Source organism: Ruminococcus difficilis (assembly GCF_016680995.1).
On sequence record NZ_JAEQMG010000066.1, the window covers coordinates 1 to 25,496 of the forward strand.

Consider the following 25,496-nt stretch of genomic DNA (forward strand, 5'->3'; position numbering starts at 1 on the left):
CATCTTCCGCAAGTCCATTCGCACCTTCGTTAAGGACTAATTTCTGTATATTTATATCCAAATAGTGTGAGTTGGCGAAATCGAGATAAAAACCATTTTCCGTTACTGATGTGTTGCTTAATTCTCCCTTGGTTTTGACATCAAAGGGATAAACCATACTGTTTCCGTTGCGGACAGAGAATTTGAAGAATATTTTGTAATTTGAATATGTAGGGATAATTGATACATCAAAAATCTTGCGTGGATCGTTCTTGATTTCATAGTCAAGCGCTACTTCATAATCGCCTTCCTCGCATAATTCTACTTCTGTATCTGCGTCGGGAGATGCTTTTGCAGCAAGATAATCTTTGTATATAATCGGATCGTTCTTTGCATTGGTATAGTCTGTCTTTCGAATAATCAAAACTCCACGCCCGAAATTTGTTTTTGGAACGCTGAAATATTCATCAGAGCCATTGCTATCCTCTGATATTGATAAGTTTTCATCGTTATTAAGTTTATCAATATTCTGCTTAAGACTGAACCACAGCTGAACCTTATCGCCAACGTTTTTCAAGAAAATAGGAGTATCATCATCACCCTTAACTGTAGAGGTAAAACCATCAACATAGAATTCACCGATCTTCCAGTTGAAATGGACATCTCCTTCTGTGATTTTTTCTTCGCCTTTATAGCCGTTATCCCATCCGGTTTTTACAGATTCACCTAAATAATAGCGATTACCTGAATGATTATCATTTTCTTCTGCCATAGCGCTAATTGTTGTCATAAGTAACACTACTGTAAGAAAAGCAGCAGATAAAAGCTTTATTACCTTTCCTTTACACATAAAACATTCCCCGTTTTTTGCAATAATATAACTAAACTAATATTGATAACCAATTTTACCAACGCCGATTACTCCACGACGTATAATAGTAATGCCGAATTTGTCATATTCAAACGCATCCGGAGTAAAGGCATCAAACTGAAAGCTATCATACTGAAAAGTTTCATAATCGAATTTTTCGTAATCGAAAACATCGATTCCGATTTCATCTAATATTTCCTGCGGTAACTCGTAATTTTGATCCACCAAGCCAAAGAAAGTACAGCCGGAATCAACGCAAAATGACATAAACAGGCTATGCCCTAAATTGTAGGCGAATCCGCCAATTACACCGCCGATAAAGCTGCCGAGCATATATGCCGCCATTGCAAGTGGAGGTGTTTCGACAAACCACACACTTGCTGCGATTCCTCCGCCCACAGAAAAGGCTGTTGTTATGTACAATCGAGACATTTCCTCAGCCATTTGTGCTTTATTGATTCTGCCTGTAGCAAGTCTTATTCCGCTTTCCAACGTTCCAATCATCAAAACAACAGCCGTAGAAATCATTGACGCATTTGCGCCCATCAACGTAGTTCCCAGCTTGCCGCTTTGACAACAAGCTACAAGTGCAGCTGTAATTGAGCCGTTAATAAATCCCCTTGCAGCAGAACTCAAGCCCTTATATCCCATCTCCGCAAACAGCTTAGGATCTATTTCACCTTCGGAAACGAGCATTGATATTCCGTCAATAATTGTGGGAGCTATTCCTATAACGAAAGAAATAACTGCTGCACTTAACCCGGCTGAAAAGGCTTCGCTCATTATGTCTTTTGCCGTCACTAACTGATTTATATCTAAACCGCATTCTTTTAATAATTCTTGATCGAGGTTTCCTTCTTTTGCTGCTCTTGTTAATCTTTGAGCGTCTTCTCTGCTGAGCGGAATTGATTTATTTCCTTTTTTATCAGACAGAATATCTGTTAATGTTGCTTGTACCTCTTTGTATCGAGCTACTTGATCCAGCTTTCCGTTAGCCTGCGCTACCGCTATTTTTTTATCTAACAGATTTTGGGCATCTAACAATTGATTGGTGGGAATAAGCTTTGCTTGACCTTGATACATAGACTTATGCATATCTTCTTTCTTGATTTTCCTTTTTCCAAGGAATTCGTCAAGCGATTCATAGCTCTTTCCGGTTTTCTCTGCTTTTGCTTTAAGATGCATATATCGTTCATATGGTGTTTCTGATTGAGCAGCATATGAGCTTTTAGCATCCTTATAATACTTTAAACTGGCTCTGCTTCCGCCGAATTCCACGTCAGCGGAAGCGTATGTGTTTACATCAGGCGCTTTGGCTGTTGCGGCAGAATGATGAACAGCGGAATCAGCGTTAAAAGTTCCTGAATGCCATATTTCAGCTACAAATCCTTGAAGCTTATCAGCAGGCAAATCATTAGATTGAACTTTTGTCATAATATCACTTGAAATGGATTCAATCTGACTGTTTATTGTATCAATCCAAAGCTGTGATATATGTCCGCCCAAAGCTGCACCCATATTATCAGAAACAAACTTTAGCCCTTGTTCAAAAGCAATACTCATTACTTAATCTCCATAAATCCAGCAAGTCCGTCCAAATAAAAGCTTAAGACGGCATATCTTAACATCTGGTCGGAAATCAATTTGCTTGATTCGATTTTAGTGCCGATTTTAAAGAAATCTGTCCCTTCATTTTTTTCTTTTCCTGCAGGCGCACCCTTGATTTTTCCAAACAATCCTTTAACGGCTTTAGTTCCTTTTTTAAACGCTTCTCCAATACCATCGGTGTGAGTAGCTTTTTTGATAGATTCAGTATCTGCTACACTGTCATCAAAGCGTTCTGTTAATTCGATGTATTTCTCATAAAAACCATCATACAAATCTTTATTGCTAAAAAGTGTATTTGATTCAATATATAATACTGCCTTATTTCCTAATGAGCCGACATTTACACCGTATTTAGCCATATCCTTGTCAAACCTAATACTCGGAATAACAGCTTCGGAAGATTTGTTTTTCCCTATGAAGATAAGCTTTGTGTTTGAGCCAAGTTGAGCCTTATTATCGTTATATATATCTTCGTTCCAGACGACTGCTTCTACACTTCCGTCTTTGATTCCTACAACGGTATTGTTTTCTACGTCGTCATCCTTAAGTGTAATAAGCGACGATAACAATTCAGCATATACAGATTCCTTTTCACCTGTAACGATTATCAGTTTTTTTACCATTCCGCCAATCATCATAATCCCTCCTGTGTGTTAAATACCGGAAATATCTATTTCCTATATTATAACATACACGGGAAAAATATCAATTAAAATGACACAAAAAAACGAGTGTTTTAGCAGCAAAGTCCCATATATAGGACAGCTGATTTGTTAAAATTATAATAGGAGAAATTTTTGAAAAAATATTTTAAGACTTTGGAACAATTCAATGGTAGAAGCGTCTTTAAAATATAGAGGCACCTAACCTCGGAAAGGAGATGAATACAAATGCCAATCAAAATCAAGCGCAAAAATGGCAAGGTCACACGGTACAAGAATGTAGAATATATCCCCCTGTTTTACTTTCTGCCAAAGTCGTTGCTCGACAAATGCGGCGAGCTCCCTTTTCAGATTTCACGTTATCCCTATGAGCTGTTCACAGATTGGAAACAGATTGAGCTGATTGAAAGCGACCAATTCAATCTTTTGATAAAGGACGCATTCCACTATCTTGTGTGGGACTATATGGGATTGAATGTAGGACGGGAAATATATTCAGGCGATCACCCGGCTTGGAAGTTTTCTCACGCACCGTCTTTCTGGATCAAAACTATGCAGGACGAGGGTGTGCTGCCGCCGATTGAGAGCCTTGTTAACGATATTCAGCCAACTACGCTTTTCAACTTTGTCAGCGACGAATATGTTGACGCTGTTTTGAAGGATATTGTTCCGAAAACAATGGAACGCTTTGGAATGAATGAGATCCTCGCCGTTGTCAAGGAGCATCAGTGCTTTGAGGATTTCGATTATAGATATAGCCAACAGAAGAATGACTTTAAAAACAGCTATTATCATAAGAAAACCAAGCACCCGATGGTCTCACTCGAAGCTTTTCAGGAGGATTACAAGGAAAATCACGACGGAGCTGAGTGGGATAAAGCGGATGACAGTATCGACTTGGAAGGCGATATAACTGCAAAGGTTGATGTTGAGCGGTTTATGGCTAAGTTGTCCGAAAAAGACAGGCAGATATTGGAACTTCGTGTTGATGGTTTTACCTATCAGGAAATAGCGGATAAGGTCGGCTATAAAACTCACAGTGCCGTGAAAAAGCGCATTGATAAAATCGGAAGAATATTCCAAGAACAAACAAATACAGACATCGGCTTTGAATAGCACCTACTGATTGTTTTCGGTAGGTGTTATTTTTATGCCAAAAACTACACAATTAATTATTTGAAAACTGCCCCCACTTTTCAGGGCAGTTTTACTATTTCAGGAGGTTTTTTATTATGAAAAGTTATAAAGACAAAGTTATTATCGGTATCGACCACGGTTACGGCAACATCAAAACCGCTAACCATTGTTTCCAGACGGGGATTACCGCCCACGACAGCGAGCCGCTGTTCACAAAGGATATGCTTATCTATAACGGCAAGTATTATCTGATTGGCGAAGGTCACAAGGAGTTTCTGCCCGAAAAGCAGAAGGACGAGGATTACTATATCCTTACCCTTGCGGCTATTGCAACCGAGCTTTCAGATTCTAACTTGACCGAGGCGGATGTAATTATCGCCGCAGGCTTGCCCTTGACTTGGACAAGCGGACAGAAAGCAGATTTTGCCGCATATCTGTCAAAGAACAAGGAGGTAAAGTTCACTTTTCGGAATGTAAATTATCATATCCGAATCTGTGATGTAAAAATCTATCCGCAGGGATATTCTGCTGTTGTTCCAATCAAATCCACGCTCAAAGGCTTGAGTATGGTAGCCGATATTGGCAATGGTACGATGAACACACTCTATCTTGTCAACGGCAAGCCACAGAGCGGTAAGATGTTCACCGAGAAGTTTGGCACTTATCAATGCACCCTCGCTATTCGTGAAGGCTTTATGCGCAAGACACGCCGAGAGCTGAACGATTATATTATTGACGAGGTGTTGCGGACAGGCACAGCGGATATTCCCGATTCGGATTTGGAGATTATCACGGCAATTGCGGAGGAATATGTTGCTGAGATCTTCCGTCGTCTGCGTGAACACGGCTATGATGGAAGCACGATGAAGCTCTACGTCTGCGGCGGTGGCGGTTGCCTAATCAAGAATTTCTATCACAGCAAGCTTGACCGTGTAAAGTTCATTGATGACATTTGTGCCGCAGCTAAAGGCTATGAATATCTTGCAGACGTTTATCTGAGAGCCGAGGCGAAGAATGAAGGACGTGTATAAAATGACGGTACGATTTGACCTAACTGATGCACGAGAACGTAATCTTGCCGAGTTTATGCAAACGCTTGACGTGAAGAAGTTCCAATCTCGCAACCAGTTTATGATAGACGCTCTTGCGGACTATGTGGATTTGCAGTCAATTACCCGTGAACAGCACGAGGAAGATATCCGAAGTATTATCCGTGAGGAAATGCGGGCTTGCTTTGCGGAAGCAAACTTCGCTCCGCAGCCTATGACAAACGCTCCGGCACTGACCGCAGAACAACAGGAAGAAGCCGAACAAGATATTATGGACGACCTTAAACTGTTTGATTGACGGCACGATGACGGCAAATTTTGAGACGATAAACAAAACTGCCGTCACTTTGACGGCACAACAGAATTATAAAAAGATGAAATATTATCAGCAGTATAAGGCAAACAGAATCCGTCCCGTATTACCACAGGGCGGGTTTGTCTTATACTGTAGCAAGCAGGGAATTTGTACGGCAAATTCCAAATACAACAGCTCCAAAGCTGTTGTAAATCTTTAGGGACACCCTAACACCCGAAGAAAGAAGGTATATTTTTGAACGATAAAAATGCAAGAATCGAGCTGCGAGTTACGCAGTCCGAGAAAATGAAGATAGCCCGGCTTGCCGAGAGCTGCGGCATATCTCAATCCGAATATGTCAGGCAAAGGACATTGGGCTATGCGCCGAGAACAGTGCCGCCTGATGTCTTTTATGATTTCTTCCAAATGCTTTGCCGTTTGTGTGACGAGGTTACCGATAAGGTATCACCTGATACCGAGCGCAGATTGCTTGAAACAGTTGATGAAATCCAACGGCAGTTACTCTTGCCGGAGAAATCCTCTGCCAAGCAAATCCGTGAGGAGGTAGCGATGTGGCAACAACAGGTTTCTGGCCCGTCAAAAGACGGTTAAAGGATGTTATCAATTACGCTCAGAATCCCGATAAAACTATCGAGCGTAAATATCTTGATGATGACTTAGCTACAACACTCAATTACGTTGAGAACAGAGACAAGACAGATCAAACGATGTATGTCAGCGGTATCAACTGCACGAAGAAAAAAGCTTACGAGCAGATGATGACCACAAAGCGGCGTTTCGGTAAACTTGGTGGCAACGTAGCGTATCACGGTTATCAGAGCTTTCAGTCAGGAGAGATCACACCCGAAGAAGCACACCGTATCGGCATTGAAACCGCACGTCGTATGTGGGGCGATGATTATGAGATTGTCGTGACGACGCATCTAAATACGGCAAACATTCACAATCATATTGTCCTAAACAGTGTGTCCTTCCGCACCGGGAGGAAGTTTGAAAATCATATTTCAGACCATTACAAGCTGCGTGAAATTTCCGACGAGGTCTGCCGTGAGTATGGAAAATCCGTGATTGAAAATGCTCCGTTCTACGGCGGCGATAAAGCGTATTGGGTACGCAAGAGCGGACGAATACCGCACAAGGATATGCTGCGTCACGATGTCGATGAAGCGTTAGCCTGTACGATCAAGCCGTTTGATTTTGAATTATATCTACGGTCGCTCGGCTATCAGTTTGTGCGGACTTTCAAATATCAGCATCCGTCAGTGATCGCTCCTGACTGGCTGAAGCCTGTCAGATTAAGCAGTCTCGGCAAGGATTACACCAGAGAAGCGATACTTAGGCGGCTTCAATCTCAGCGTGAGGATAAATACTTTGTGGATTTCTATACACCGAAATCGTATTATCAGCGCCAACCGCTGATAGTGAGAATCAGAGATTTTGAGAAAAGAACAGAGCCTGATGTTATCACGGCGCTGTTTGAGCTTATTATCACTATCGCCAAGCTCATCACGGGCAACAACGTGCAAAAGCGTGATTATCGTCCTGTTTCTCCGGAGTTGAGATTGGAAATACAGAATCTCGACCGAACGCTGGCGGAATACCATTTCCTTCGTGACCACAACGTGGAGTGCGCAGAGGATTTTGTATCTTGCCGAAAGGAAATCGCCGAGCAAATCAAAGCCTATGAAACCGAGCGGCAGCATATCCGTAACCGAATACGCAGAGCGAAAACACCCGAAGAAGATTATTCTCTAAAAGAACAATGCAGAGAAATCACAAAGAAGCTAACACCCTTGCGCAAGCAGCTTATTATCTGCGGGCGCATTGAAAACAAAGTGCCTCGACTCCGTGCTTTGATCGAACAGGAAAAGCAGCTGGAGCAAGGCAGGTACAAGTACAAATATTATCACCAAAATAAAACGAAACAAAGGAGTTATGAAAGATGACCAATATATCAATCAACAAATTACACGAATTCAAAGACCACCCTTATCAGGTGCTCGACAACGACGAGATGAACAGCTTAATCGAGAGCGTTCAGCAGCAGGGCATTATGACGCCGCTGATTGTACGTCCGTTAGAGGACACAACAGATGAATATGAAATCATATCGGGACACCGCCGCTTTCGTGCGGCGCAGAAGGCAGGGCTTTTAGAAGTACCTGCCTTTATTCGTCCCGTTAGCCGTGACGAAGCAGCGATTATGGTGGTGGACAGCAATCTCCACAGGGAGCATCTTCTGCCGTCGGAAAAGGCGTTTGCTTACAAGCTGAAAGCCGAAGCGCTCAAGCATCAGGGACAGCGTACTGATCTCACTTCGGAGCAACTTGCACCGAAGTTATCGACTGAGCTGATTGCCGAACAGGAGGGAACCAGCAAAGATACAGTAAAACGCTATATCCGTCTGACTAAGCTCATCCCCGATATTCTCAAAATGGTTGATGAACAGCGTATTGCTTTTTCCGTCGGTGTGGAGCTATCCTACTTAACCGAATGTGAGCAACAGGATTTGCTTGAAGCGATTGAGCTTGAGGACAAAACGCCCTCGCTCTCACAGGCAATCCAAATGAAAAAGCTCTCTCAGTCAGGCAAACTTGACAGCGATACCATATCAAAAATCATATCTGAGGAAAAACCGAATCAGCGTGAGAAAATCAGTTTTCAGTATGATGTGTTGAGCAAGTATTTCCCGAAGAATTTCACGCCGCAGGATATTTACAAGCGCTTACTCAAATTAGCGCAGGACGATTACAGACGCAGACAGCGCAACAGGGAGGAACGATAATGAGCATTATTCAATCGCTTTACAGCGAAGAGCACGAATACAAGGTCAACGGCGCTACCTACATTGTGTCGGCAGCGTTCAAGCACACAGGACGGAAAGAGGACAACACCTCTTTTCCAACCTGTGTTAAAAAGATTATAAACAGCGATTTCGCACATTTGATAATCACCGAGGAAAATGATACTATGACAGCAGAAAATGTGTGTTCGGCTGCTGGAAAGGAGGACAACATTGCAGTCGAAGAAGAAACAGGATAAGGCAGGCATTACCGCCTTGTACTGCCGCCTTTCTCGTGATGACGGCGTGGAAGGCGACAGCAACTCGGTTGCCAATCAGAAGAAACTATTAAAACGATTTGCAAAGGAAAATGGACTTAGCAATACCCGATATTATGTTGACGATGGCTATACAGGTACAAATTTCGAGCGTCCCGGCTTTCAGAAGATGATCGAGGACATTGACCTCGGATATATCTCAACGGTGATTGTCAAAGATCTGTCCCGTCTCGGACGGCGATACGATATGGTCGGATATTATATGGACACCTATTTTCCCGACAGAGATGTTCGGTTCATCGCCGTTAACGACAATATCGACAGCGACGAAGGTGAAAGTGAAATTGCGCCGTTCAAAAATGTGTTGAACGAGTTTTACGCAAGGGACATTAGCAAAAAATGTCGATCATCCTATCGTATCAGGGGTAGCACAGGCGAGCCGTTAGCTCCGCCGCCATATGGATATATCAAATCTCCCGATAATCCTAAGAAGTGGGTTATTGATCCCGAAGCGGCACAGGTCGTTCGTGACATCTTCAAAATGGCGCTTGAAGGTAAGAGCAACGAAACGATTGCCCGTATTTTGCAAGAGCGCAAGGTGCCGATTCCGATAGTATATTGGGCTTTAAAAGGAATTCGAAAAGGCGGCAAGGTAACGCAGCCTAACAAATACAAATGGTGCAAAACCACCGTTACCAAAATACTTACTCAGCAGGAGTATTGTGGCGATATTATCAATTTCAAAACCTATTCCAAATCCTACAAGAATAAAAAGCGTTACGATAATCCCAAAGAAAACTGGGTTATATTCAAGGATGTTCACGAACCGATTATCAACCGTGATGATTTTGAGTTAGTGCAGACGCTTGTCGTAAAGACAAAGCGCCGTGCTCCAAAACAGAAAAACGGCGAGAAGAATATGTTTTGCGATTTTCTTTACTGTGCCGATTGCGGCAGCAAGTTATGGTATCACACGAATACTACCAACAAGGAAATCCATTATTTCAGCTGTTCCAACTATAAGAAGGATACCCGTGGGAATTGCGAAACCCGCCATTATATCCGTGCCGACGCTATCGAGCAGGTCGTTATGCTTGAATTAAAGAGATTAGCAAAGTATTTGGAATCCCACGAGGAAGAATTTGCAAAGCTCCTCGCCGAAAAAACCAATGCCGATATGTTGGCGGAGCAGAAAACCTTGGAAACAGAGCTAAATCGGGCAACCGCCCGAAATGAAATGCTCACTTCGCTTTTCGCCAAAACCTATGAGGACAATGTATCGGGCAAGTTGAGCGATGAGATGTATATGGAGCTATCCCATAAATACGAGGTTGAACGTCTTGAACTGAAAACAAAGATTTTTGAGTACAAGGAACGCCTTGCCAAAATCAGCGAGATGGAGCAAAACAAAGATGACTTTCTTAAAGCTGTCCGTAAATTTATGGAGATGGATTCGCTGACAGCACCAATGCTCCGAGAGCTTATCGATCACATTGATGTATATGAAAAAGAAGGCGGCAAAAAGAACTACACTCAACGCATCGTCATCTATTATCGTTTTGTCGGTTACTTAGAACTACCGTCATCAGATGACGAAAACTACAAAGCCAACACCCGGAAGGGCGTAGATGTGGAGTATATTCCCACAGTGAAATCCGCATAAGACAAAAGGTGAGCAGGCACAAAACCTGCTCACCACATACAAACCGGATGAAATTAAATAAAAAATGAGTGTCCATAACTTAAATCCGTTATGAACACTCATACTGGTGCAGGTAACAGGACTTGAACCTGCATGAAATTGCTTTCACATGGACCTGAGGGTTACGCACCTTCGGTGAACGACATTTTTCCCATTCCTATGAGGTTTTGGGATAGTATAGCATAGAGAAAAACGTTAGTCAAGTTTTCTCTGTGTCACTTAAAAAACCTTTTACATTGCGTTGAAATAGTTTTTCGTTTTATCAAATGAAATAACGTCTGTGTTGTCATATGGATCGGAATGAACCGCGTCGGGAATGATCACCAATTCTTTGTTATCGGTTTATTTGCTGTCGGTGGTCATATCCTTGAACGTGTCCTTGCAGAAATAGCAGGAGTGCGCCTTTTTGCTGTGGATGACCAATACTGCTGAGCAAATCACATTGCTGTATTTCAGAATCGCTGATTCATAAACGACAGGCAGCCGACGCTATTCTGATCCTCGTTTGAGTTGAGCAAACGCTTGAGATAGGCTCTGCCCTTCCGATACGGTTCTGTTTTCGATTATTTCAGCTTCAATCCGTCCTTGAACGCGTCGCCGACTCTGCCGCCGACCTTGTAGTAACCGTGGGTATAGGGGTCAAATGCGATGGCTTCCAGCGCGTCGATATCCACCTTGCCGTCCTTCATAACGGCTTCTTCCACTGAAGTGCGCAGTACCTTGCCGATCACGCCCAAGCCCGTATCGCCGTCCTGATATTCGATGAATTCACACTCCATAGCGATGGGAAGCTCGTTGATGGTTAGCGCGTCAACAAGCTCGGATTTCTCATGCCCTCGATTGTCTTGATAACTCTTAAATCTTCGTTTCCTGTTAATGTCATATTATTTTACCTCAAACTCAGGTCTCCACGCGGCGAACTGCACGAGCTGCGCGTCGGTGCGGTGGTAGTATCTCTGATCCTTGTCGAGCGTGGCGATCTGCGCCATCTCGTAGTCTGTGAGAGCGAAGTCGAGGATGTCGAGGTTATCCTTGATGTGAGCGACGTTTTTGCTGCCGGGGATGACAACGAAGCCCATCTGCGTATGCCAGCGCAGAATGATCTGAGCGGGAGTTTTTCCGTACTTCTTGCCGAGCTCGGCAAAGACCGGCTCCTCCATCAGGCTCTTGTCGCCGTGACCGAGCGGATACCACGACATCAGACGGATGCCGTATTTGTCGAGCGTTTTTCTGAGCTCCTTCTGTGTGAAATAGGGGTGCGCCTCAACCTGAATGAACTGCGGCACGATTTCCCATTTCGTCTGTAATTCTTCGATGTACTTGCCCTCAAAGTTCGAGATACCGATCGCCTTTGCCTTGCCCTCTTTATAGGCTTTCTCAAGCTGACGGTAGCCTGCGAGCCAATTGCCTGCGGGCTGATGGATAAAGAGCAGATCGACATAATTAACGCCGAGACGTTCAAACGTTTCGTCAACCGCGTTCGGGTTCTCATATTCGCTCGGCCAGAGCTTGGTGGAGATAAAGACCTCCTCGCGTTTCAAGCCGCTGTCCTTCACGCCTCTGCCGACGGCGCGCTCGTTGACATAAGCGTTAGCGGTATCTACCATACGGTAGCCCATCTTAAGCGCCTCGCGGGTGCTGTTCTCCGCGTCCTTGGGCGCGAGCATAAAGGTTCCGATCCCAATCACGGGGAAGTCGATTCCGTTGTTGAGTTTAATTGTAGTCATAATTTATTCTCCTTATATTTTTGGTAAGTCCTGTGTTTTGGTTTTTTTATTCCATTATGACAGGTAAATCCACGTTTTGCAAGAGGGGTCACTTTATATTATCTGAGCGGTGCCCGCAGGGCAATTTTGCGTTAGCAAAATAGTCGAAGGATCTCCCAATCCGTGGCAGAAACGTCGCTCCTCTGTCATGGGGATCCTTCGACTCACGCGGCAAGTTCCTTGCCGCTTCCGCTCAGGGTGACACGCCGGAGGAAACCGTCTGCTCCGATCCTTATGATAATAACAGTGCCCTCGGAGGAAGGCTTTTTTGCCGATAAATTGCTGATAATCTCAACGATTGTATTTCTGTATAGGGCTGAACTGATACGAATATTGTCTGAGAATTCTCGGTTTTTTAATAAAAAGCATTGAAATTCATTGACAAATATGGTAATATATACATGAATATCGAAAAATATCCGTAAGCGTCGAAAACTGTCGCTTACATCATTCCGGCGGATAAGGAGTGATCATTTTGCCCAATTATGAAGAGCTGTATTACAACGCGCGCTCTCAGTACAGTCGCGCCGTGGAAGATAGAAATCAGATCAACCGAAGAACACAAGAGCTCAGCGGTATGCGCAACAGTCTGCAGCAGGCGCTGAGTCGCGATGTGGCGCGTCTGCGCGAGCTGCAGCGCAAGCTGGCGCTGGTGCAGGACGCCGAGAGAAAATGCGCCGAAATCATCAACAGCCATTTTCCGCCCGTCAAGCGCGGGATCGTGGCAGTCAGCGAGGAATTTCAAAAAATTCTTGCGAGCGACCGCGGCGTTGCGGATATCAGCGCGATCTATGCCTCTGATTTACAGGACACCCAAACGGATCTGGGCACCATCGCTTCGGATCTGGGGCGTGTCCGCCGTATGCTGGAGGAGCAGCTCAACGGTGTGCAGCAGTCGGTGAACCATAACAGCAGCGAACTGGAGAGCGTCAACGCGCAGTTGCGCAATGTCGGCGACAGCCGCGCCGCACAGGCGCGCGCCAATAACTACTATGCGCAAATGCGCGAATACCAGCGCAGATGGCAGAACGGTGAGTGAAAATGGCAACGATTTCGGTAGCAGGTAATACGATCGGCAGTTGCCTTGGCGCAGGCAGCTTTTCCGCGCTCGGCAACTCGCTGAAACGCACCATTCAATCTACGCAATCGCTTGCGCAGGGGCTGAAAAGCTTGGAGATCAAGCTCGAATCCGTCGCCACCATGCCGGAGGTCGGTATGCGCACGGATACGCGCCTGCATACCCGCGAGGAGCAGAAAGCCACCGCGCTGACCTTGGTCTATCACCGTCTGGACAGTTTTATCGCAGAGGTCGGAACGGTTGATAATCTCGTCGCGCAACGGATCGATGCGCTGAAAAACGATTTTTATAAGCATTACTACTATCTCAAGCCCGACGGCGAGAAGAACGTGCTGGAGCACCTGTATGACGCGGGAGTCGCCTTTGTCGAGTTCCACATCAGCGTTGCCAACTGGTGCTACAAGCACTGGAAGCTGATCGTCACGGCCATTATCGTGGTGGTTGCCGTCGTCGTGCTGATTATCTTCCCCCCGGGAGGCGGTTTGATTGCCGCCATTATCATGGGCGCCTGTTGGGGCGCCATTGCGGGAGCCGTCATCGGCGGCGTGGCAGGCGGCGTCACCTCCATGCTCAACGGCGGCTCGTTCCTGACCGGCTTCGAAAACGGCGCATTCGAGGGCGCCATTACCGGCGCAATCTCCGGTGCGATCTCCGGCGGTATCGGCTTCCAGCTCGGTCCTGCCAAAACGCTGCTGCAGGCAATCGGCAAGGGCGCGTTGACCAACTCGCTCTCAACCGGCATCAGCAATATGTCCGGCGCCTCACTGCATCTGTTGATGACAGGCGAGGGCTCGCTCGACAGTATTCTCAAAAGCGGCTTGAGCGGCTTGGCTCTCGGAGCCGTCATCGGCGGCATTTCCGGCGGCGTCCGGTTCAGAATGTCACAGCCGGACGGTTTCTTTGGCCAGAGAAGTCCTGCGGATACCGCAAAGCACTGGCAGGGCAACAGGAGCTATCCGGGCGTCGATCAATACGAAAATATCGACCTTACCAAAGGACAGGAGATTTATGTCATGGAGGTGGGTCCGAACGACGCACATTCCGGCTATGCAACGACCGTCGACGCTGTCCGGCAATCGGGCTACAACGCCAAGACCCTCTCGGAAGGCTTGCAGGTCAAGCCGTTCTATGACAAAACCGCCGAGCAGCTCAGTAATGACGCGCTCTATCGTCCCAATGTCACGAAATACGTGGTCAAAACCAATAAGCTCCCTGCGGGCTTCAGTCCGCAGACATTGGCGAATCCGCAGTACGGCGCAGGCGGTATGCCGCAGTATTACATCAAAAACTTCGATAAGCTGGTGGAAAACGGTCTTCTGGTTCGTTCCGGAACCGAGGCGTTGACGAATACCGCGATTCCCGTGTCAACATATACCGCCATGGAAACCACGGCTACCGGAATATTCCGCGAATCCTGCCGTTTTGCTTCACGCATCGAGAGCGTGATCGCTAATCTTGATTCGATTATCGCCGGCGCTACGTCCGTGCTGGCGCATTAACATTTTTCCGAGGATGCTCATGATTCTCAAAACAGAACTCTTTTCGCTTCACGACAATATGCGTTACGACGAGCTGTCGGAGGCGGTTTTACAGGAATTTTTGGTACAGTCCGTTGCAGACGGCTCGTCAGTCACGCTGATCAGCTTTCGTCCGATCCGTTTTCACGCGGTGCGCTTTCGGTTTACCTTATTGTTTATTAGCGGTCTGCTGAAACAGGTGTCGCTGACGCCCGTGCAGATTCAAGATGACGAATATTATAAGAAATTCAAGGACCCCAGGGCTTTGAATGAAAAATGGCTCGGAAAAACCTACGGCAGACCCGGCGGACGCAAGCCCGGAGGTATTGTATACTATTATAAGACGACTCGGGTCAGCTCTGAGTATGATCCCCGCAGCGGCAGCGCGGAGATCGTCTATCAGTTTAAGTAGTGTTTTCCTTTTGTATGGATAAGGAGTAATATATGGCTACGATCAGCATTGCCGGCAACACGCTCATCGGTTGTCTCGGCGTCGGCAGCTTTACCGGTATCGGCACGGCGATGAGCCTTGCCCAAAGAACAGCCAATTCCTTAACACAGACGCTTTCCCAGCTGAGAGGCAAGGTGAACGTTGCAGCGCAGGCGGCTGACGTCAGCGCCGCGTCCGCCGGCAGCAGCCGTGCGCTGGCGCGCGAGGAACGCAAGGAAGGCGCGATCTCGCTTGCCTACAAAAAGCTCGATCGGCTGCTCAGCGACGCCGCGCACGTGGATAATCAGGCGGCAGGCGCGGTGGAGCAGTTAAAAAAAGATTTTTATAAGCAATACGGCTATCTCAAGCCCGAATGTGAAAAATCGCGCCGCGAAAAAATCAAGGACGTGATCAAGGGCGCATGGGATGGCTTGTGCGAATTTGGCAGCGCCGTCGCGAACTTCGTCTGCGACGCCTATGAATGGTGCAAGGAGCACTTGGATGTGATCCTGAAAGCCATCGCGGTCGTCGTGCTGCTGGTGGTTTCGGTCGTTCTGCTCGCCACCGGCGTCGGAGGTATCCTCGCCGCCGCCTGTTGGGGATGTATTTTCGGCATTGTGGGCGGTCTGCTCACAAACGGTATCAGCAACGTTCGAAACGGCAAGGGATTCTTCGAGGGCGCTCTGGACGCCATGCTCATCGGCGGTATCGGCGGCGCTGTCGGCGGTGCGATCGGCGGATATTTCGCCGGCTCTATGCCCTTGGCGACGAATATGCTTCAGGCGGTATGGCGCGGCGCGTGGACAAACGCGATTGCCAGCGGAGGCTCCTCCTTTGTAACAAGCACGATTCAGTATTTTGCCGCCAACGGTACCAACGGTTCGGCGGGAGAGTACTTCGGCTTCATTTTTCAAAATGTCGCCGTCGCCTCGCTTGCGGGCGGCGTGATGGGCGGTATCACGGGCGGTATCAGCTTTAAGATCGGCGAAATCCGTACCAATTCGCGCATCAACAAAGAGCTTGCTGCAGCGGAAGATTTCAAGGATCAGGGTGCGCGATTTGAAAAAATGGGACATGATCAGATACAGAACAATCCCCAATACGCCAAGTCGGATTCTCAAATTACGATGAAAATCAAAGGCGGCACCGCCAAGGGCGGCACCACGATCAAGATGGACGAGGTGGCTGTGACCAAGGATGGTCAAATCATCAATTTTGAATACAAGAGCTCGGAGACAGCGCCGTTTACCAATAGTCTGACGACAAAGGGCGGCGGGCAAACCAATGCATATGTCAATAACAATTTCCGACTGTCCGATGTCGCTCAGTTGACGAAAAAGGGCTTCAACCTGACAGGCGAAACGTTTCTGCCAAAGAATATGCCGGTGACTGTCGTTAGACCGAGCAACTTTGTTTCTGTTTTCGGCACCATGCAGGATGGTGTGCAAAAGTTTTTCCAAGGATTTACACCCGGCGTGGTTTCCGGTTTCAACGCCGGTCGTTAAAGAGGGGTGAGTCGTATGATTCATGAGTTGGATAAAATCGATGACTGGGCAATAGGAGCCGACGAAAGCGATAAGCTCTATCTCTTTGTTTTTGACCATATGCCATGGCGGGATGTCGCGGCGCACTGGGCGATCATGCAGATGAAGCTGCAAAATTACGTTGCGTTTGTGCTCAACAAGGATTACATGGCTTTTTTGCATCCGGAAACAGACTTTACAAAATTTGAGATCAATGTATATTGTGCAGATCAGCCGCCGAGAGCAATCGTGCGGCAGGTAGAAAAATACGACAATCAGCTTAAGAAAATGCGGTATCCGATCAAACTGGCGATCGAATACCACCCTATCAATGAATAATAGAAACCGATTTTAGTTGTGGGTTAGATTATGGCTACTATCACGATTACCGGCAATACGATCAGCGGTCGTCTCGGAGCGGGCAGCTTTGGGAGTATCGGCACGGCGTTTACCGGTGCAAAAAAGAATACCAATTCCCTGACACAGTCGCTTGGCTCGCTGCGCGGCAAGGTGAACGCGGCGGCAACGGCGGCTGACGTCAGCGCCGCCTCCGCGAGCACCGGTCGGGCGATCGCGCGTGAGGAACAAAAGCAGGGCGCGATATCGCTCGCCTACGACAAGCTCGACACCATGATCGCGGATACCGGTCAAGTGGATAACGAGGCTGCGGGCAAGGTTGAACAGCTAAAAAAGGATTTTTACAAGCAATACGGCTACCTCAAGCCCGAGTGTGAAAAGAGTCTGCGCGAAAAAGCAGGCGACGCCATCAAGGGCGCATGGGACGGTCTGTGTAGCATCGGCAATGCAATCGCGAACTTCGTCTGCGACGCCGTCGAGTGGATTAAAGAGAATCTGGCTACCGTGCTTAAGGCGCTTGCAGTCATCGCGCTGTTGGTCGTTTCCGTTCTCCTGCTTGCGACCGGAGTAGGAGGTCTGGTTGCGATTGCCTGTATCGGGTGTATCGTCGGTATTTTAGGAGGCTTGCTGACGAACGGAATCAGCAACCTCTTCAACGGCAAGAACTTCTTTGACGGTGCGCTCGACGCCATGCTGATCGGCGGCATCACCGGCGCGGTCGACGCGGTCTTTACCGCCATGGGTCATCCGTATGTCGGCAGTATGCTCACCTCGCTGCTGCGCAACGGGTTGGAATGTGCGCTTGAGGGAAAGGAGCTTTCTCTCAAAACATTGCTGGTTGACGTAGTGATCGACTTGGCGCTGACCGGTATCACCAAGAAAATCTTTACGGGCAGCTTCTTTGAAGGAGATTCCGTGAAGGACAAGGCGTTTAAGGGCGTGAATAAATGGCTCGCCGAAAAGGTTCCGATGTTCAGCCGTTTTGCCGGACAGGGCAGTTATAAGGCTTCCTATAAAATGGTGATGACCAAGCTTGCCAGGCATCAGATCAAAAACATTTCATGGAAAACAATTCGCAACGGCGTGATGCCGATGGTAACCAAAAAGATTTTCAGCTGTCTGTGGGATCTCGGCGAAAAAGGCGTCAAAGGTCTCGTCGGCGGCGGACTCAAACAGTTCTTTGATATCGACTTTGATTTTACCATTGGCGGCAAGGAAATATTTAAACTGGCGAACATATCGTAACCAACTATCAAGGGAGGAGATTAATGATGAATCAGGTCAGTTTTGACAAGCTGGTCGCGGATTCCGGTACCGCGTTTGCGGGCGGCAATTACGAAATCGCCCTGCAATTTGCCAAACAGGCGATCGACGTTTCTTCCGACAAGCCGGACGGCTACTATGCTGCCGGCAAGGCGTGTATGTCGATGGAGAACGCCGGTGACGCGATCACCTACTTCAAAAAAGCGCTCAAGATCGACAAGCGCAACGGCAACGGCTATTTCCTGCTGGGTTATTCGCAGGCGATGGCAGGCGACACGGCGGATTCGCTGCGGTCGATGACCCGCGCGCTCGAAAACAACTGCGATGAAACGCTCAAGGGTCAAATCTACAAGATCATGAGCATGATCAACACCGAGCAGGAGGACTATGACGACGCGCTGCGGAATCTGAAGCAGGCGGAGGACTACATCGGCGTTGACACCGAGCTGCTTCAGCAGCGTGCCGGCTGCTACGCGGCACAGAAGAACTACCGTGAGGCGATCTTCACGCTCAACCAGATGAAGCTGCTGCAGCCGAAGGATTATAAGGCGTACAGCCTTGCGTTCAGCATCTTTATGGATCTCAACCTGTTTGAGGAAGCCAAAGCGGAGCTGGAGCGCGCGGAAAAGTTTGCCGATCTCACCATGAGTTACTACAACGACCGCCTTTCCTACGCCTTCCTCAGCGATCCGGAGGACACCTCCGGCGCGCGGTACACGCGCACGCTGTCGGTGCTTGATGAAGCGCTGAAAAACGGCAAGCCGACCGTCGATGAGGTCTTTGAGCTCTATCTGCGCGCGGCGCAGACCTATGTTTCACTGGAAGCGCCCGAGCAGGCGATCGCCTGTCTGGACGCGGCGGTCACGCCCGTCGAGTCCTTCAACAGCGGCTTTTCCGTGATGCTGCACAACAGCGCGTCTGCCGATCCCGCCTCCGACTCCACGCTTTCTCCCGAGGAAGAGGAGGAGCTGATGCAGGAGAGATGGGACAACGGCGAGTTTGAGGAGCTGAGCGAGCGCATCGAGGAAGCGCTGTACGACTTGGAGGGAGAGGATCCCGAGTACATCACCGAGGAGATCCGCAAGTGCCTTACGCCTGTTGACGGACTGCCGGCGTCGGAAGCCGCCGCACCGGAGGCTTACAAGCTGCACGACGTATTTGTCATGACGGATGTGCAGCGCGATTTGCTGAACGGTCTGTACCTCTCGGCTTACGAGCTTCAGAACGATTACGACAAAATGCTCGAAATGGCGGCGGAGCTGCAATCCTCCGCCTATACCGCCAACCGGTATCTCGGCATTTATTATGAGCTGCGCATCGGCAAGCTGAAGGGCGCTGAAAACTGGCAGAAAAAATACCGCGATCGTCTGAATTTCTGGACGAAGCGGATGCTGGAGGATCCCACCGACTATGTTTCGGCGTCCTATCGCATTCGCTGCTACATTGATTTGGGAGATTTTGAGAACGCCGAACTGCTTTGCAGCTGTCTGCCGCCGGAGGTAAAGGACGAGCTCTCGGAGGAGATCCGCAAGGCAAAGGCACAGGGGGACGGAGAAAATGGCAATTCACCTGAATGATCAGGCGTTTCGAACCGCAGCGGCGGAAATGGCGCAGCTGCAGAAACGCAACCGGCGTCTTCGCGAAAAGCTGGAAAATATGTATAAGAATCTGACAACAGCCCTCAATACCCCCGCAGGACACGAAATGAATTTTGCTGTCCGCGACGTGCTTCTGGAACCGATCGACAATATGAGCAAGGTCATTCAGCATATGTCCAATACGCTCGATACCATCATCGGCAACGTCAACGGCTCAGGGGTTTATTATGACAAGCTGTTTGATGAATATGACGAACTCGACAGAATATTGAAAAACAAAACAACACGCTAAGGAGGAATTTCATTATGGCGATGGGTTCAACAAACAGAGTAGTATTAAACGATGAGATGCAAAAGGCAAAGGGAGTCTGCGCGGCTTTTCGTGCGACGGTCGCTACCTTTACCGCTGACCTTGAGAGCACGGTCAACACCCTGATGAGCTCCGGCTTCCAGGGGGACGCTGCCGACGGCTTCAAGGAATTCTACACCAACAACGTCAAGACGTTTTTGGAAACAGGCGGCACCTTTGACCAGTTCCTGTCCATGTTCGACAAGGAAGGCGAGGGCTTGTTTGACAGCATCGAAAAGGCATTGATAAAGGGCGAGGGTTTGGATCCCAAGCTCGGCGAAAACAACAGAAGCCTCGGTCAGTCCGAGGGCGCAGCTGAGTAAGAGAAGGGAGATTTGACTTATGGCAATGTTGGTTGACAATCAAAAAATAGTAGAAGCTCACGACGCGATCATGAACGCATCCAAGGACTTTGCGTCCAAGGGCGCCGCATTTATCGCGGATCTCAACAAGGAGCTCTCCACCTTCGAGGGCGAGACCAAGGATGTGCTGGTCGAATTAAAAATCGGTATGCCCGGAAGCGAAACCGAGGGAACGCTTGCGTTCTTTGTGGAAAAGCAGATTCCTCAGCTGATCGAGGGTCTCGGCAAGCTGCTCGAGGGCAACCGCGACACCATTGACCAGGGCGACCATGGACTGGCAGAGGCGATTAGAGGCGGAAAATAAAGATAGCCCAACGCGTAAATAAATCAGTGATTCCTGAAAACCGGTCAATCTGATGACGGCACAGCTGTCCGCATACAGCTGCGCGGCTGTGCCGTCCGCTTTTTTGGAGTAAAGCGATGGAAGAATTATTTCAACAACAATATGACGCCCATGTAAAAACCCACCAGCGCTACCTGTTGCTCAAGCTGCTGGATGGGGCAAAATCCGAGGCGATGGAACAGTTTCTTGCGCAGAAAACACCGCTGCCCAAGGAAAGAGTGGTCGTTCCCCACCCCGAAACCGCGCTGCCTCCGCTTGCGTTTGAGGCAGCCGTCGATCCAAATGATTTTCGGATCTTCACGCCGCGCGACATCCCTGCGCCTGCCGCGGCGGCAGTGCCGGCGCTTACGCCGGATATGGCGCTATTTGAAGGCATCGCCCCGTGCACTTTACAGCCGTCGGCTGTAACGCTTGCGACCGAGGCGGTCATTGATCCCGAAATTTTCAGCGGTATCCCGAACGGAACGGCTGTTTTGCCGCAGCCTGCGGCTGCCTATGAGCCCGACGTCCCTGTGATGGACGCCGGTGAGCTGCTGCCCTCCGTTTCGATCCCCAATGCCGCTTTTTCATATCAACCCACGATCGACGACGCGGCAGTCGCCGTGTCGATTCCTGCGCTTGAAGCCGCGCCTGTGGCGCTGCCGAAGGTCGCACCTGACGCCTCGGCGTTCCAAAATGTCGCGTTGCCGCAGGTCACGCTGCCAACGGTCGCGATACCGCCCGTTTCTGTCTCTCCCGTTTTGTCCGACAGCGATCTGCCGCAGGTCACGTTGCCGGAGAGCCTTGGCGCATTTACGCCGACCGTTCCCGCCGCGGACTTCACGCTGCCGACGCCGCCTGCGGACGCGCTGCCGGAGAGCCTCGGCGCGTTTACGCCGACTGTTCCCGCCGCGGACATCACGCTGCCGACGCCGTCTATGGACGCGCCGCAGCTTACCGCGCCGCCGGTTGCCGCAGTCTCCGTGGCGCTGCCGCATATCGAGCCTGCGGCTGTTTCCGCGCTCAAAACCTCGGTCGCGCCCATGGCCTTCGACGATCTCGTTCCCTCCGCTGCGATTCAACTGCCGACGCCGACGCGCCTGACAGACGTGTTGCCGGCGCCGCAGCAAACGGCGGTGTCCATTCCGTCTGTTTCCGTTTCGGCAACGGAGCTCCCCGCGCCGCAGGTAGCGCTGCCGTCGGTCGAGATACCCATGCCCGCCGTATCGCCTGTCGCACTGCCCGACCTGCATTTCGAGCCGCTCACAGCGCCGACGCCCACGGTGTCGCTTCCCTCGATGCAAGAGGTGCTGGACGCCCTCGGCAGAGAGCAGGCGCAGATGACCGTTCTGTCATAAAGGAGAAAACCCTCGATGAAGAATAACGAGCTATTGTTAACTGTCAGCTTTCAGCAGGACAACACCGAGCTGGTGCTGCTGATGGACAAGGATATCACGCTGAAAGCCATGCTGGAGGCGCTGTTTTACGGCCTCAAGCAAAACGACCGGACGCATTTCGCGCTGTTCAAGGCATACGCACGCACCCACCGAGACTTGATGGTGCTCTATCGCGCGATCAATGAGCTGTCGTTCATTGATGTAGGCGCGAATGCGGACAAAAAGCTCTATGAGCTCGGCATCGTCACCACCAGCTGCGTCGTTATCCCGTCAAGCGGTCAGGTGGCGCTGCAGCGGCTGTTTCCCGATTATCGGATGCCGTCGCTGATCGACAACCGGCGTCTGGAGTACAATATCAGTACGCGCAGGATCGCAGTTGCGGAGCCGTCTGTCATTGACATCATTCCGCCTGGAGAAATGCCCGGCAAGCATAAACGGAAGTTTTGGGATATCATCATCCCCACCGTCATCTCTATGGGCGCTCTCTTTGCGGGACGCTCGCTGATGGCGCTGTTCAATGACAACGCTTCCGGCTTCTCCATGATCGCCATGCTGATGGTGACCTCGGTTTCGACCATGGCGACGCAGACCTACAATTTCTTCAAACAGGGCAGAGATAACGAAAAATCCATTTCGGAATGGAAGAGCAACTACGAAAACTATCTCACCCGAATCTGGAACCGCATTCTGGACTGGCAGAAAAGCGACATCAATTACCTGCGCACCACCTATCCGAACATGGATGAGCTCTTCGCGAAGACCGCCGTGCTCGACCGCGCCATTTTTGCCCGTTCACAGAACGATTCCGATTTCTTCAAAATCAACCTCGGCAAGTCCAGTCAGGTACAGCCGATGTTTGAGATAAAAAACGATAAAAAGGATGAGATGTTCTACGATATCGGCTACCGCATCCACAAGGATGACGAGGATCGCCGCATCGAGATCATCCTTCCGCCCAAAAAGAAAAATGCAAAACAACCCCCGCAGACCCGCGACGGTCTTCTGACCGACCTCGCCTACAATCTTTCCACCAAGACCTTCCGCTACCTCAATGCGGAGCGCGAGGGCGAGCTGCCGCCGCTGGTCTTGGATCTGCAGAACTGCGGCGCGCTGGGCATCATCGAGCCGCAGCGTCGCTACACCGACAATCTGATCGAGCATTTGGTGTTTGAGCTTGCCTATTACCACACGCCGGAGGATCTGCAGTTTGTTTTCTTTTTTGATCCCGACGACAACGAAGCGCGCCGTCAGGAAAAAATCCGCAACTACCGCTATTTGCCGCACCTCAACGAGCTGTTTGAGGACGCTTCGCAGTTTGTGTTCGACAAGCAGAGCGCCGGTATCGCCTTCGGAAAATTACAGACCATTATGGGCGAGCGCGTCAAGAAGGCGGATGACGACGCGGAAAAATCCGAAAAGCAGACCAAGGAGCTCTATACGCAGATCGTCTGCGTGGTGTTCCACGACTACAATATCAAGGAAACCGGTTTTTCCAAATACCTGCCGACGCCGCCGGTCGAGGGAGAACCGTATGTCAACGAAAACGGTCTGACCTTTGTGTTTGCCTGCCGCCATTTGGCGCAGCTGCCGCGCTACTGCGGCAACATCATCGAGGTGACGGACAACACCCAGTCCCACGCCAAGGTGAGCGACCGTTACAATGTGCTCTCGCGCGAAACGCTGAACAGCCTGAGCAAATCCGGCTCTCAGACCAACGCCAACGTGACCAGCGACATTGAAAACCTGATCGACTACATAAAATTCAACAATGAGTTTGTCTTTTACGACAAAAGTCAGTCGAGCGGTATCGCCCTCAAAAAAGCCTACAGCGACGCATACCGCCGCCTGAGTGCGATCTATTACCGCCGTATCGCCGAAAACGGCAACGTGCCCTCCATGGTCACGCTGTTCGAGATGTACGGCTATACTCCCGAAATGGTCAGCGAAAACAAAATTCGCGACATCATTCTCGAAAACTGGAAAAAGAGCGACGTCACACGTGATCTGGATGTGCCGATCGGCAAAAACGAGCACGGTCTTGTCAACCTGAATCTCTATGAAAAGGCGGACGGTCCGCATATGCTGGTCGCCGGCACCACCGGCTCCGGTAAGTCCGAAACCATCATCACCTACCTCATCGGTCTGTGCATGAAGTACTCCCCGACCTACCTCAACCTGATGCTGGTGGATATGAAGGGCGGCGGCTTCTCCAACCGCCTCCGCACCCTGCCGCACTGCGTCGGCGTCGTGGACGATACCGCCGGTGAAAGCGAGGGTATCTCGGCGTTCTATATGCTCAAGCGCTTTTTGGAGGTGCTCAACGCCGAGATCAAGCGCCGCAAAATCCTTCTCAACAGCTTCGGCGTCGATACCGCAGATGCCTATATCCGTGCGGAGCAGGTTGTCACGCGCATACTGAACGGCGAGGAGAACGAGGATCTGCTCAATGCGCTCAACCCCACCCAGAAAAAGCGCTTGGAGGAATTTCGTGCGAACGGTACCAGACCGACCTCGCTGTCGCATCTGGTGCTGGTCGTTGACGAATTCACCGAGCTGAAGCGTTTCAGCAGCGAAAGCGACGATATCGACTTTATCGCGGAGATCACCACCATCGCGCGCGTCGGCAGAACGCTCGGCTTCCATATTATTCTGGTTTCCCAGAACATCGAGGGCGCGATCACCGAGGATATCCGTATCAACTCCAAATCGCGCATTTGTCTGAAGGTGGCGACCCGCACGGCGTCCAAGGAAATGCTCGACGGCAGACCCGACGCCGCCTCTCCCACCATGCCCGGCAACGGCAGGGCGTATCTGCTGGTCGGAACGGGCAGCAAGTTTGTATACTTCCAGTCCGCCTATACCGGAGCGAACAAGGATGAAAAAATCGAGCCGCCGGTCAGCGCCGGTCTGGTGTCCTCCTGCGGCAGCTTCAACAGCGAATTCTACCAGTCGTCAAAGCACAACGCGCGTATCCGGCAGGCGTCGCGCAATGTCAACGAGTACGATACCCAGCTCAGCTATGCGGTAAGAACCATCGAGGCGATCACCGACGCCAACCGCAACGAAAGCATTTTCCGCTATCCGCGGGTGATCTTCAAAAACCCGCTCAAGGCGGTTTATCCCGATCTGACAGAATGGAGGTGACCGGCA

The 25,496-nt window shown here is 49.5% G+C and carries 24 protein-coding genes and 1 pseudogene; 20 read left to right on the forward strand and 5 right to left on the reverse strand.

Features of this window, described 5'->3' with window-relative positions:
- From JKK62_RS07680 to JKK62_RS07690, 3 genes and pseudogenes are all read right to left on the reverse strand, one after another.
- Window positions 1-829, reverse strand: a pseudogene (locus JKK62_RS07680) (hypothetical protein); the annotation flags it as partial.
- 36 nt (window positions 830-865) lie between these two features.
- The gene (locus JKK62_RS07685) at window positions 866-2,413 is read right to left on the reverse strand and encodes a hypothetical protein (RefSeq protein WP_201427419.1); all 1,548 of its coding nucleotides are present in this window, start codon (window positions 2,411-2,413) and stop codon (window positions 866-868) included.
- A complete protein-coding gene (locus JKK62_RS07690) occupies window positions 2,413-3,096 on the reverse strand; it encodes a hypothetical protein (protein WP_201427420.1) in 684 nt (227 codons plus the stop codon). Before JKK62_RS07690 ends, JKK62_RS07685 begins: the two co-directional genes overlap by 1 nt.
- A 252-nt stretch (window positions 3,097-3,348) precedes the next feature.
- On the opposite strand from JKK62_RS07690, the gene JKK62_RS07695 reads away from it, so the two are divergent.
- From JKK62_RS07695 to JKK62_RS07730, 8 genes are all read left to right on the forward strand, one after another.
- Window positions 3,349-4,236: an RNA polymerase sigma factor gene (locus JKK62_RS07695; RefSeq protein ID WP_201427421.1), complete on the forward strand. Its 888-nt coding sequence runs from the start codon at window positions 3,349-3,351 to the stop codon at window positions 4,234-4,236.
- A 116-nt stretch (window positions 4,237-4,352) separates the two neighbouring features.
- Complete coding sequence (locus JKK62_RS07700; protein WP_201427422.1) at window positions 4,353-5,288, forward strand: ParM/StbA family protein; 936 nt, start codon at window positions 4,353-4,355, stop codon at window positions 5,286-5,288.
- Entirely contained in the window at window positions 5,272-5,604 is a 333-nt protein-coding gene (locus JKK62_RS07705) for a hypothetical protein (RefSeq protein WP_201427423.1), read from the forward strand. Before JKK62_RS07700 ends, JKK62_RS07705 begins: the two co-directional genes overlap by 17 nt.
- 252 nt (window positions 5,605-5,856) lie before the next feature.
- Window positions 5,857-6,213, forward strand: coding sequence for a plasmid mobilization protein (locus JKK62_RS07710; RefSeq protein ID WP_201427424.1), 357 nt, complete (start codon window positions 5,857-5,859; stop codon window positions 6,211-6,213).
- Complete coding sequence (locus tag JKK62_RS07715; RefSeq protein WP_201427425.1) at window positions 6,174-7,568, forward strand: relaxase/mobilization nuclease domain-containing protein; 1,395 nt, start codon at window positions 6,174-6,176, stop codon at window positions 7,566-7,568. The genes JKK62_RS07710 and JKK62_RS07715 overlap by 40 nt, the downstream gene beginning before the upstream one ends.
- Complete coding sequence (locus JKK62_RS07720; protein WP_201427426.1) at window positions 7,565-8,407, forward strand: ParB/RepB/Spo0J family partition protein; 843 nt, start codon at window positions 7,565-7,567, stop codon at window positions 8,405-8,407. The genes JKK62_RS07715 and JKK62_RS07720 overlap by 4 nt, the downstream gene beginning before the upstream one ends.
- Window positions 8,407-8,664 (forward strand): hypothetical protein, encoded by a 258-nt coding sequence (locus tag JKK62_RS07725; protein WP_201427427.1) that lies wholly within the window; start codon window positions 8,407-8,409, stop codon window positions 8,662-8,664. The genes JKK62_RS07720 and JKK62_RS07725 overlap by 1 nt, the downstream gene beginning before the upstream one ends.
- Entirely contained in the window at window positions 8,639-10,345 is a 1,707-nt protein-coding gene (locus JKK62_RS07730; protein WP_201427428.1) for a recombinase family protein, read from the forward strand. Before JKK62_RS07725 ends, JKK62_RS07730 begins: the two co-directional genes overlap by 26 nt.
- Before the next feature lie 602 nt (window positions 10,346-10,947).
- Here JKK62_RS07730 and JKK62_RS07735 read toward each other — a convergent pair.
- On the reverse strand, window positions 10,948-11,163 hold the full coding sequence (locus JKK62_RS07735) for a hypothetical protein (protein WP_366503188.1): 216 nt from the start codon (window positions 11,161-11,163) through the stop codon (window positions 10,948-10,950).
- Window positions 11,164-11,268: 105 nt separating this feature from the next.
- Window positions 11,269-12,111, reverse strand: coding sequence for an aldo/keto reductase (locus tag JKK62_RS07740; protein ID WP_201427429.1), 843 nt, complete (start codon window positions 12,109-12,111; stop codon window positions 11,269-11,271).
- Between the two features lie 514 nt (window positions 12,112-12,625).
- On the opposite strand from JKK62_RS07740, the gene JKK62_RS07745 reads away from it, so the two are divergent.
- From JKK62_RS07745 to JKK62_RS07800, 12 genes are all read left to right on the forward strand, one after another.
- A complete protein-coding gene (locus JKK62_RS07745; protein WP_201427430.1) occupies window positions 12,626-13,189 on the forward strand; it encodes a hypothetical protein in 564 nt (187 codons plus the stop codon).
- A gap of 2 nt (window positions 13,190-13,191) precedes the next feature.
- Window positions 13,192-14,727: a hypothetical protein gene (locus JKK62_RS07750; RefSeq protein WP_201427431.1), complete on the forward strand. Its 1,536-nt coding sequence runs from the start codon at window positions 13,192-13,194 to the stop codon at window positions 14,725-14,727.
- Window positions 14,728-14,746: 19 nt separating this feature from the next.
- The gene (locus JKK62_RS07755; protein WP_201427432.1) at window positions 14,747-15,157 is read left to right on the forward strand and encodes a hypothetical protein; all 411 of its coding nucleotides are present in this window, start codon (window positions 14,747-14,749) and stop codon (window positions 15,155-15,157) included.
- Window positions 15,158-15,189: 32 nt separating this feature from the next.
- Window positions 15,190-16,680: a hypothetical protein gene (locus tag JKK62_RS07760; RefSeq protein WP_201427433.1), complete on the forward strand. Its 1,491-nt coding sequence runs from the start codon at window positions 15,190-15,192 to the stop codon at window positions 16,678-16,680.
- Window positions 16,681-16,695: 15 nt separating this feature from the next.
- A complete protein-coding gene (locus JKK62_RS07765) occupies window positions 16,696-17,037 on the forward strand; it encodes a DUF6572 domain-containing protein (protein ID WP_201427434.1) in 342 nt (113 codons plus the stop codon).
- A gap of 30 nt (window positions 17,038-17,067) precedes the next feature.
- Window positions 17,068-18,300: a hypothetical protein gene (locus JKK62_RS07770; protein ID WP_201427435.1), complete on the forward strand. Its 1,233-nt coding sequence runs from the start codon at window positions 17,068-17,070 to the stop codon at window positions 18,298-18,300.
- A 23-nt stretch (window positions 18,301-18,323) separates the two neighbouring features.
- Complete coding sequence (locus JKK62_RS07775) at window positions 18,324-19,895, forward strand: tetratricopeptide repeat protein (protein WP_207752158.1); 1,572 nt, start codon at window positions 18,324-18,326, stop codon at window positions 19,893-19,895.
- On the forward strand, window positions 19,876-20,208 hold the full coding sequence (locus JKK62_RS07780) for a hypothetical protein (RefSeq protein WP_201427437.1): 333 nt from the start codon (window positions 19,876-19,878) through the stop codon (window positions 20,206-20,208). Before JKK62_RS07775 ends, JKK62_RS07780 begins: the two co-directional genes overlap by 20 nt.
- Window positions 20,209-20,222: 14 nt before the next feature.
- Window positions 20,223-20,588, forward strand: coding sequence for a hypothetical protein (locus JKK62_RS07785; RefSeq protein WP_201427438.1), 366 nt, complete (start codon window positions 20,223-20,225; stop codon window positions 20,586-20,588).
- Between the two features lie 19 nt (window positions 20,589-20,607).
- Window positions 20,608-20,931, forward strand: coding sequence for a hypothetical protein (locus tag JKK62_RS07790; protein WP_201427439.1), 324 nt, complete (start codon window positions 20,608-20,610; stop codon window positions 20,929-20,931).
- A 116-nt stretch (window positions 20,932-21,047) separates the two neighbouring features.
- Window positions 21,048-22,307 (forward strand): hypothetical protein, encoded by a 1,260-nt coding sequence (locus JKK62_RS07795; protein WP_201427440.1) that lies wholly within the window; start codon window positions 21,048-21,050, stop codon window positions 22,305-22,307.
- A gap of 15 nt (window positions 22,308-22,322) precedes the next feature.
- Entirely contained in the window at window positions 22,323-25,490 is a 3,168-nt protein-coding gene (locus tag JKK62_RS07800) for an FtsK/SpoIIIE domain-containing protein (RefSeq protein WP_201427441.1), read from the forward strand.
- The last annotated feature ends 6 nt before the right edge of the window (window positions 25,491-25,496 follow it).

Coding starts and splice junctions, on each gene's coding strand:
- JKK62_RS07685 (WP_201427419.1), bottom strand. CDS start 2,413: ATGAGTATTGCTTTTGAACAAGGGCTAAAGTTTGTTTCTGATAATATG.
- JKK62_RS07690 (WP_201427420.1), bottom strand. CDS start 3,096: ATGATGATTGGCGGAATGGTAAAAAAACTGATAATCGTTACAGGTGAA.
- JKK62_RS07695 (WP_201427421.1), top strand. CDS start 3,349: ATGCCAATCAAAATCAAGCGCAAAAATGGCAAGGTCACACGGTACAAG.
- JKK62_RS07700 (WP_201427422.1), top strand. CDS start 4,353: ATGAAAAGTTATAAAGACAAAGTTATTATCGGTATCGACCACGGTTAC.
- JKK62_RS07705 (WP_201427423.1), top strand. CDS start 5,272: ATGAAGGACGTGTATAAAATGACGGTACGATTTGACCTAACTGATGCA.
- JKK62_RS07720 (WP_201427426.1), top strand. CDS start 7,565: ATGACCAATATATCAATCAACAAATTACACGAATTCAAAGACCACCCT.
- JKK62_RS07725 (WP_201427427.1), top strand. CDS start 8,407: ATGAGCATTATTCAATCGCTTTACAGCGAAGAGCACGAATACAAGGTC.
- JKK62_RS07735 (WP_366503188.1), bottom strand. CDS start 11,163: ATGGAGTGTGAATTCATCGAATATCAGGACGGCGATACGGGCTTGGGC.
- JKK62_RS07740 (WP_201427429.1), bottom strand. CDS start 12,111: ATGACTACAATTAAACTCAACAACGGAATCGACTTCCCCGTGATTGGG.
- JKK62_RS07750 (WP_201427431.1), top strand. CDS start 13,192: ATGGCAACGATTTCGGTAGCAGGTAATACGATCGGCAGTTGCCTTGGC.
- JKK62_RS07755 (WP_201427432.1), top strand. CDS start 14,747: ATGATTCTCAAAACAGAACTCTTTTCGCTTCACGACAATATGCGTTAC.
- JKK62_RS07760 (WP_201427433.1), top strand. CDS start 15,190: ATGGCTACGATCAGCATTGCCGGCAACACGCTCATCGGTTGTCTCGGC.
- JKK62_RS07765 (WP_201427434.1), top strand. CDS start 16,696: ATGATTCATGAGTTGGATAAAATCGATGACTGGGCAATAGGAGCCGAC.
- JKK62_RS07770 (WP_201427435.1), top strand. CDS start 17,068: ATGGCTACTATCACGATTACCGGCAATACGATCAGCGGTCGTCTCGGA.
- JKK62_RS07775 (WP_207752158.1), top strand. CDS start 18,324: ATGATGAATCAGGTCAGTTTTGACAAGCTGGTCGCGGATTCCGGTACC.
- JKK62_RS07780 (WP_201427437.1), top strand. CDS start 19,876: ATGGCAATTCACCTGAATGATCAGGCGTTTCGAACCGCAGCGGCGGAA.
- JKK62_RS07785 (WP_201427438.1), top strand. CDS start 20,223: ATGGCGATGGGTTCAACAAACAGAGTAGTATTAAACGATGAGATGCAA.
- JKK62_RS07790 (WP_201427439.1), top strand. CDS start 20,608: ATGGCAATGTTGGTTGACAATCAAAAAATAGTAGAAGCTCACGACGCG.
- JKK62_RS07795 (WP_201427440.1), top strand. CDS start 21,048: ATGGAAGAATTATTTCAACAACAATATGACGCCCATGTAAAAACCCAC.
- JKK62_RS07800 (WP_201427441.1), top strand. CDS start 22,323: ATGAAGAATAACGAGCTATTGTTAACTGTCAGCTTTCAGCAGGACAAC.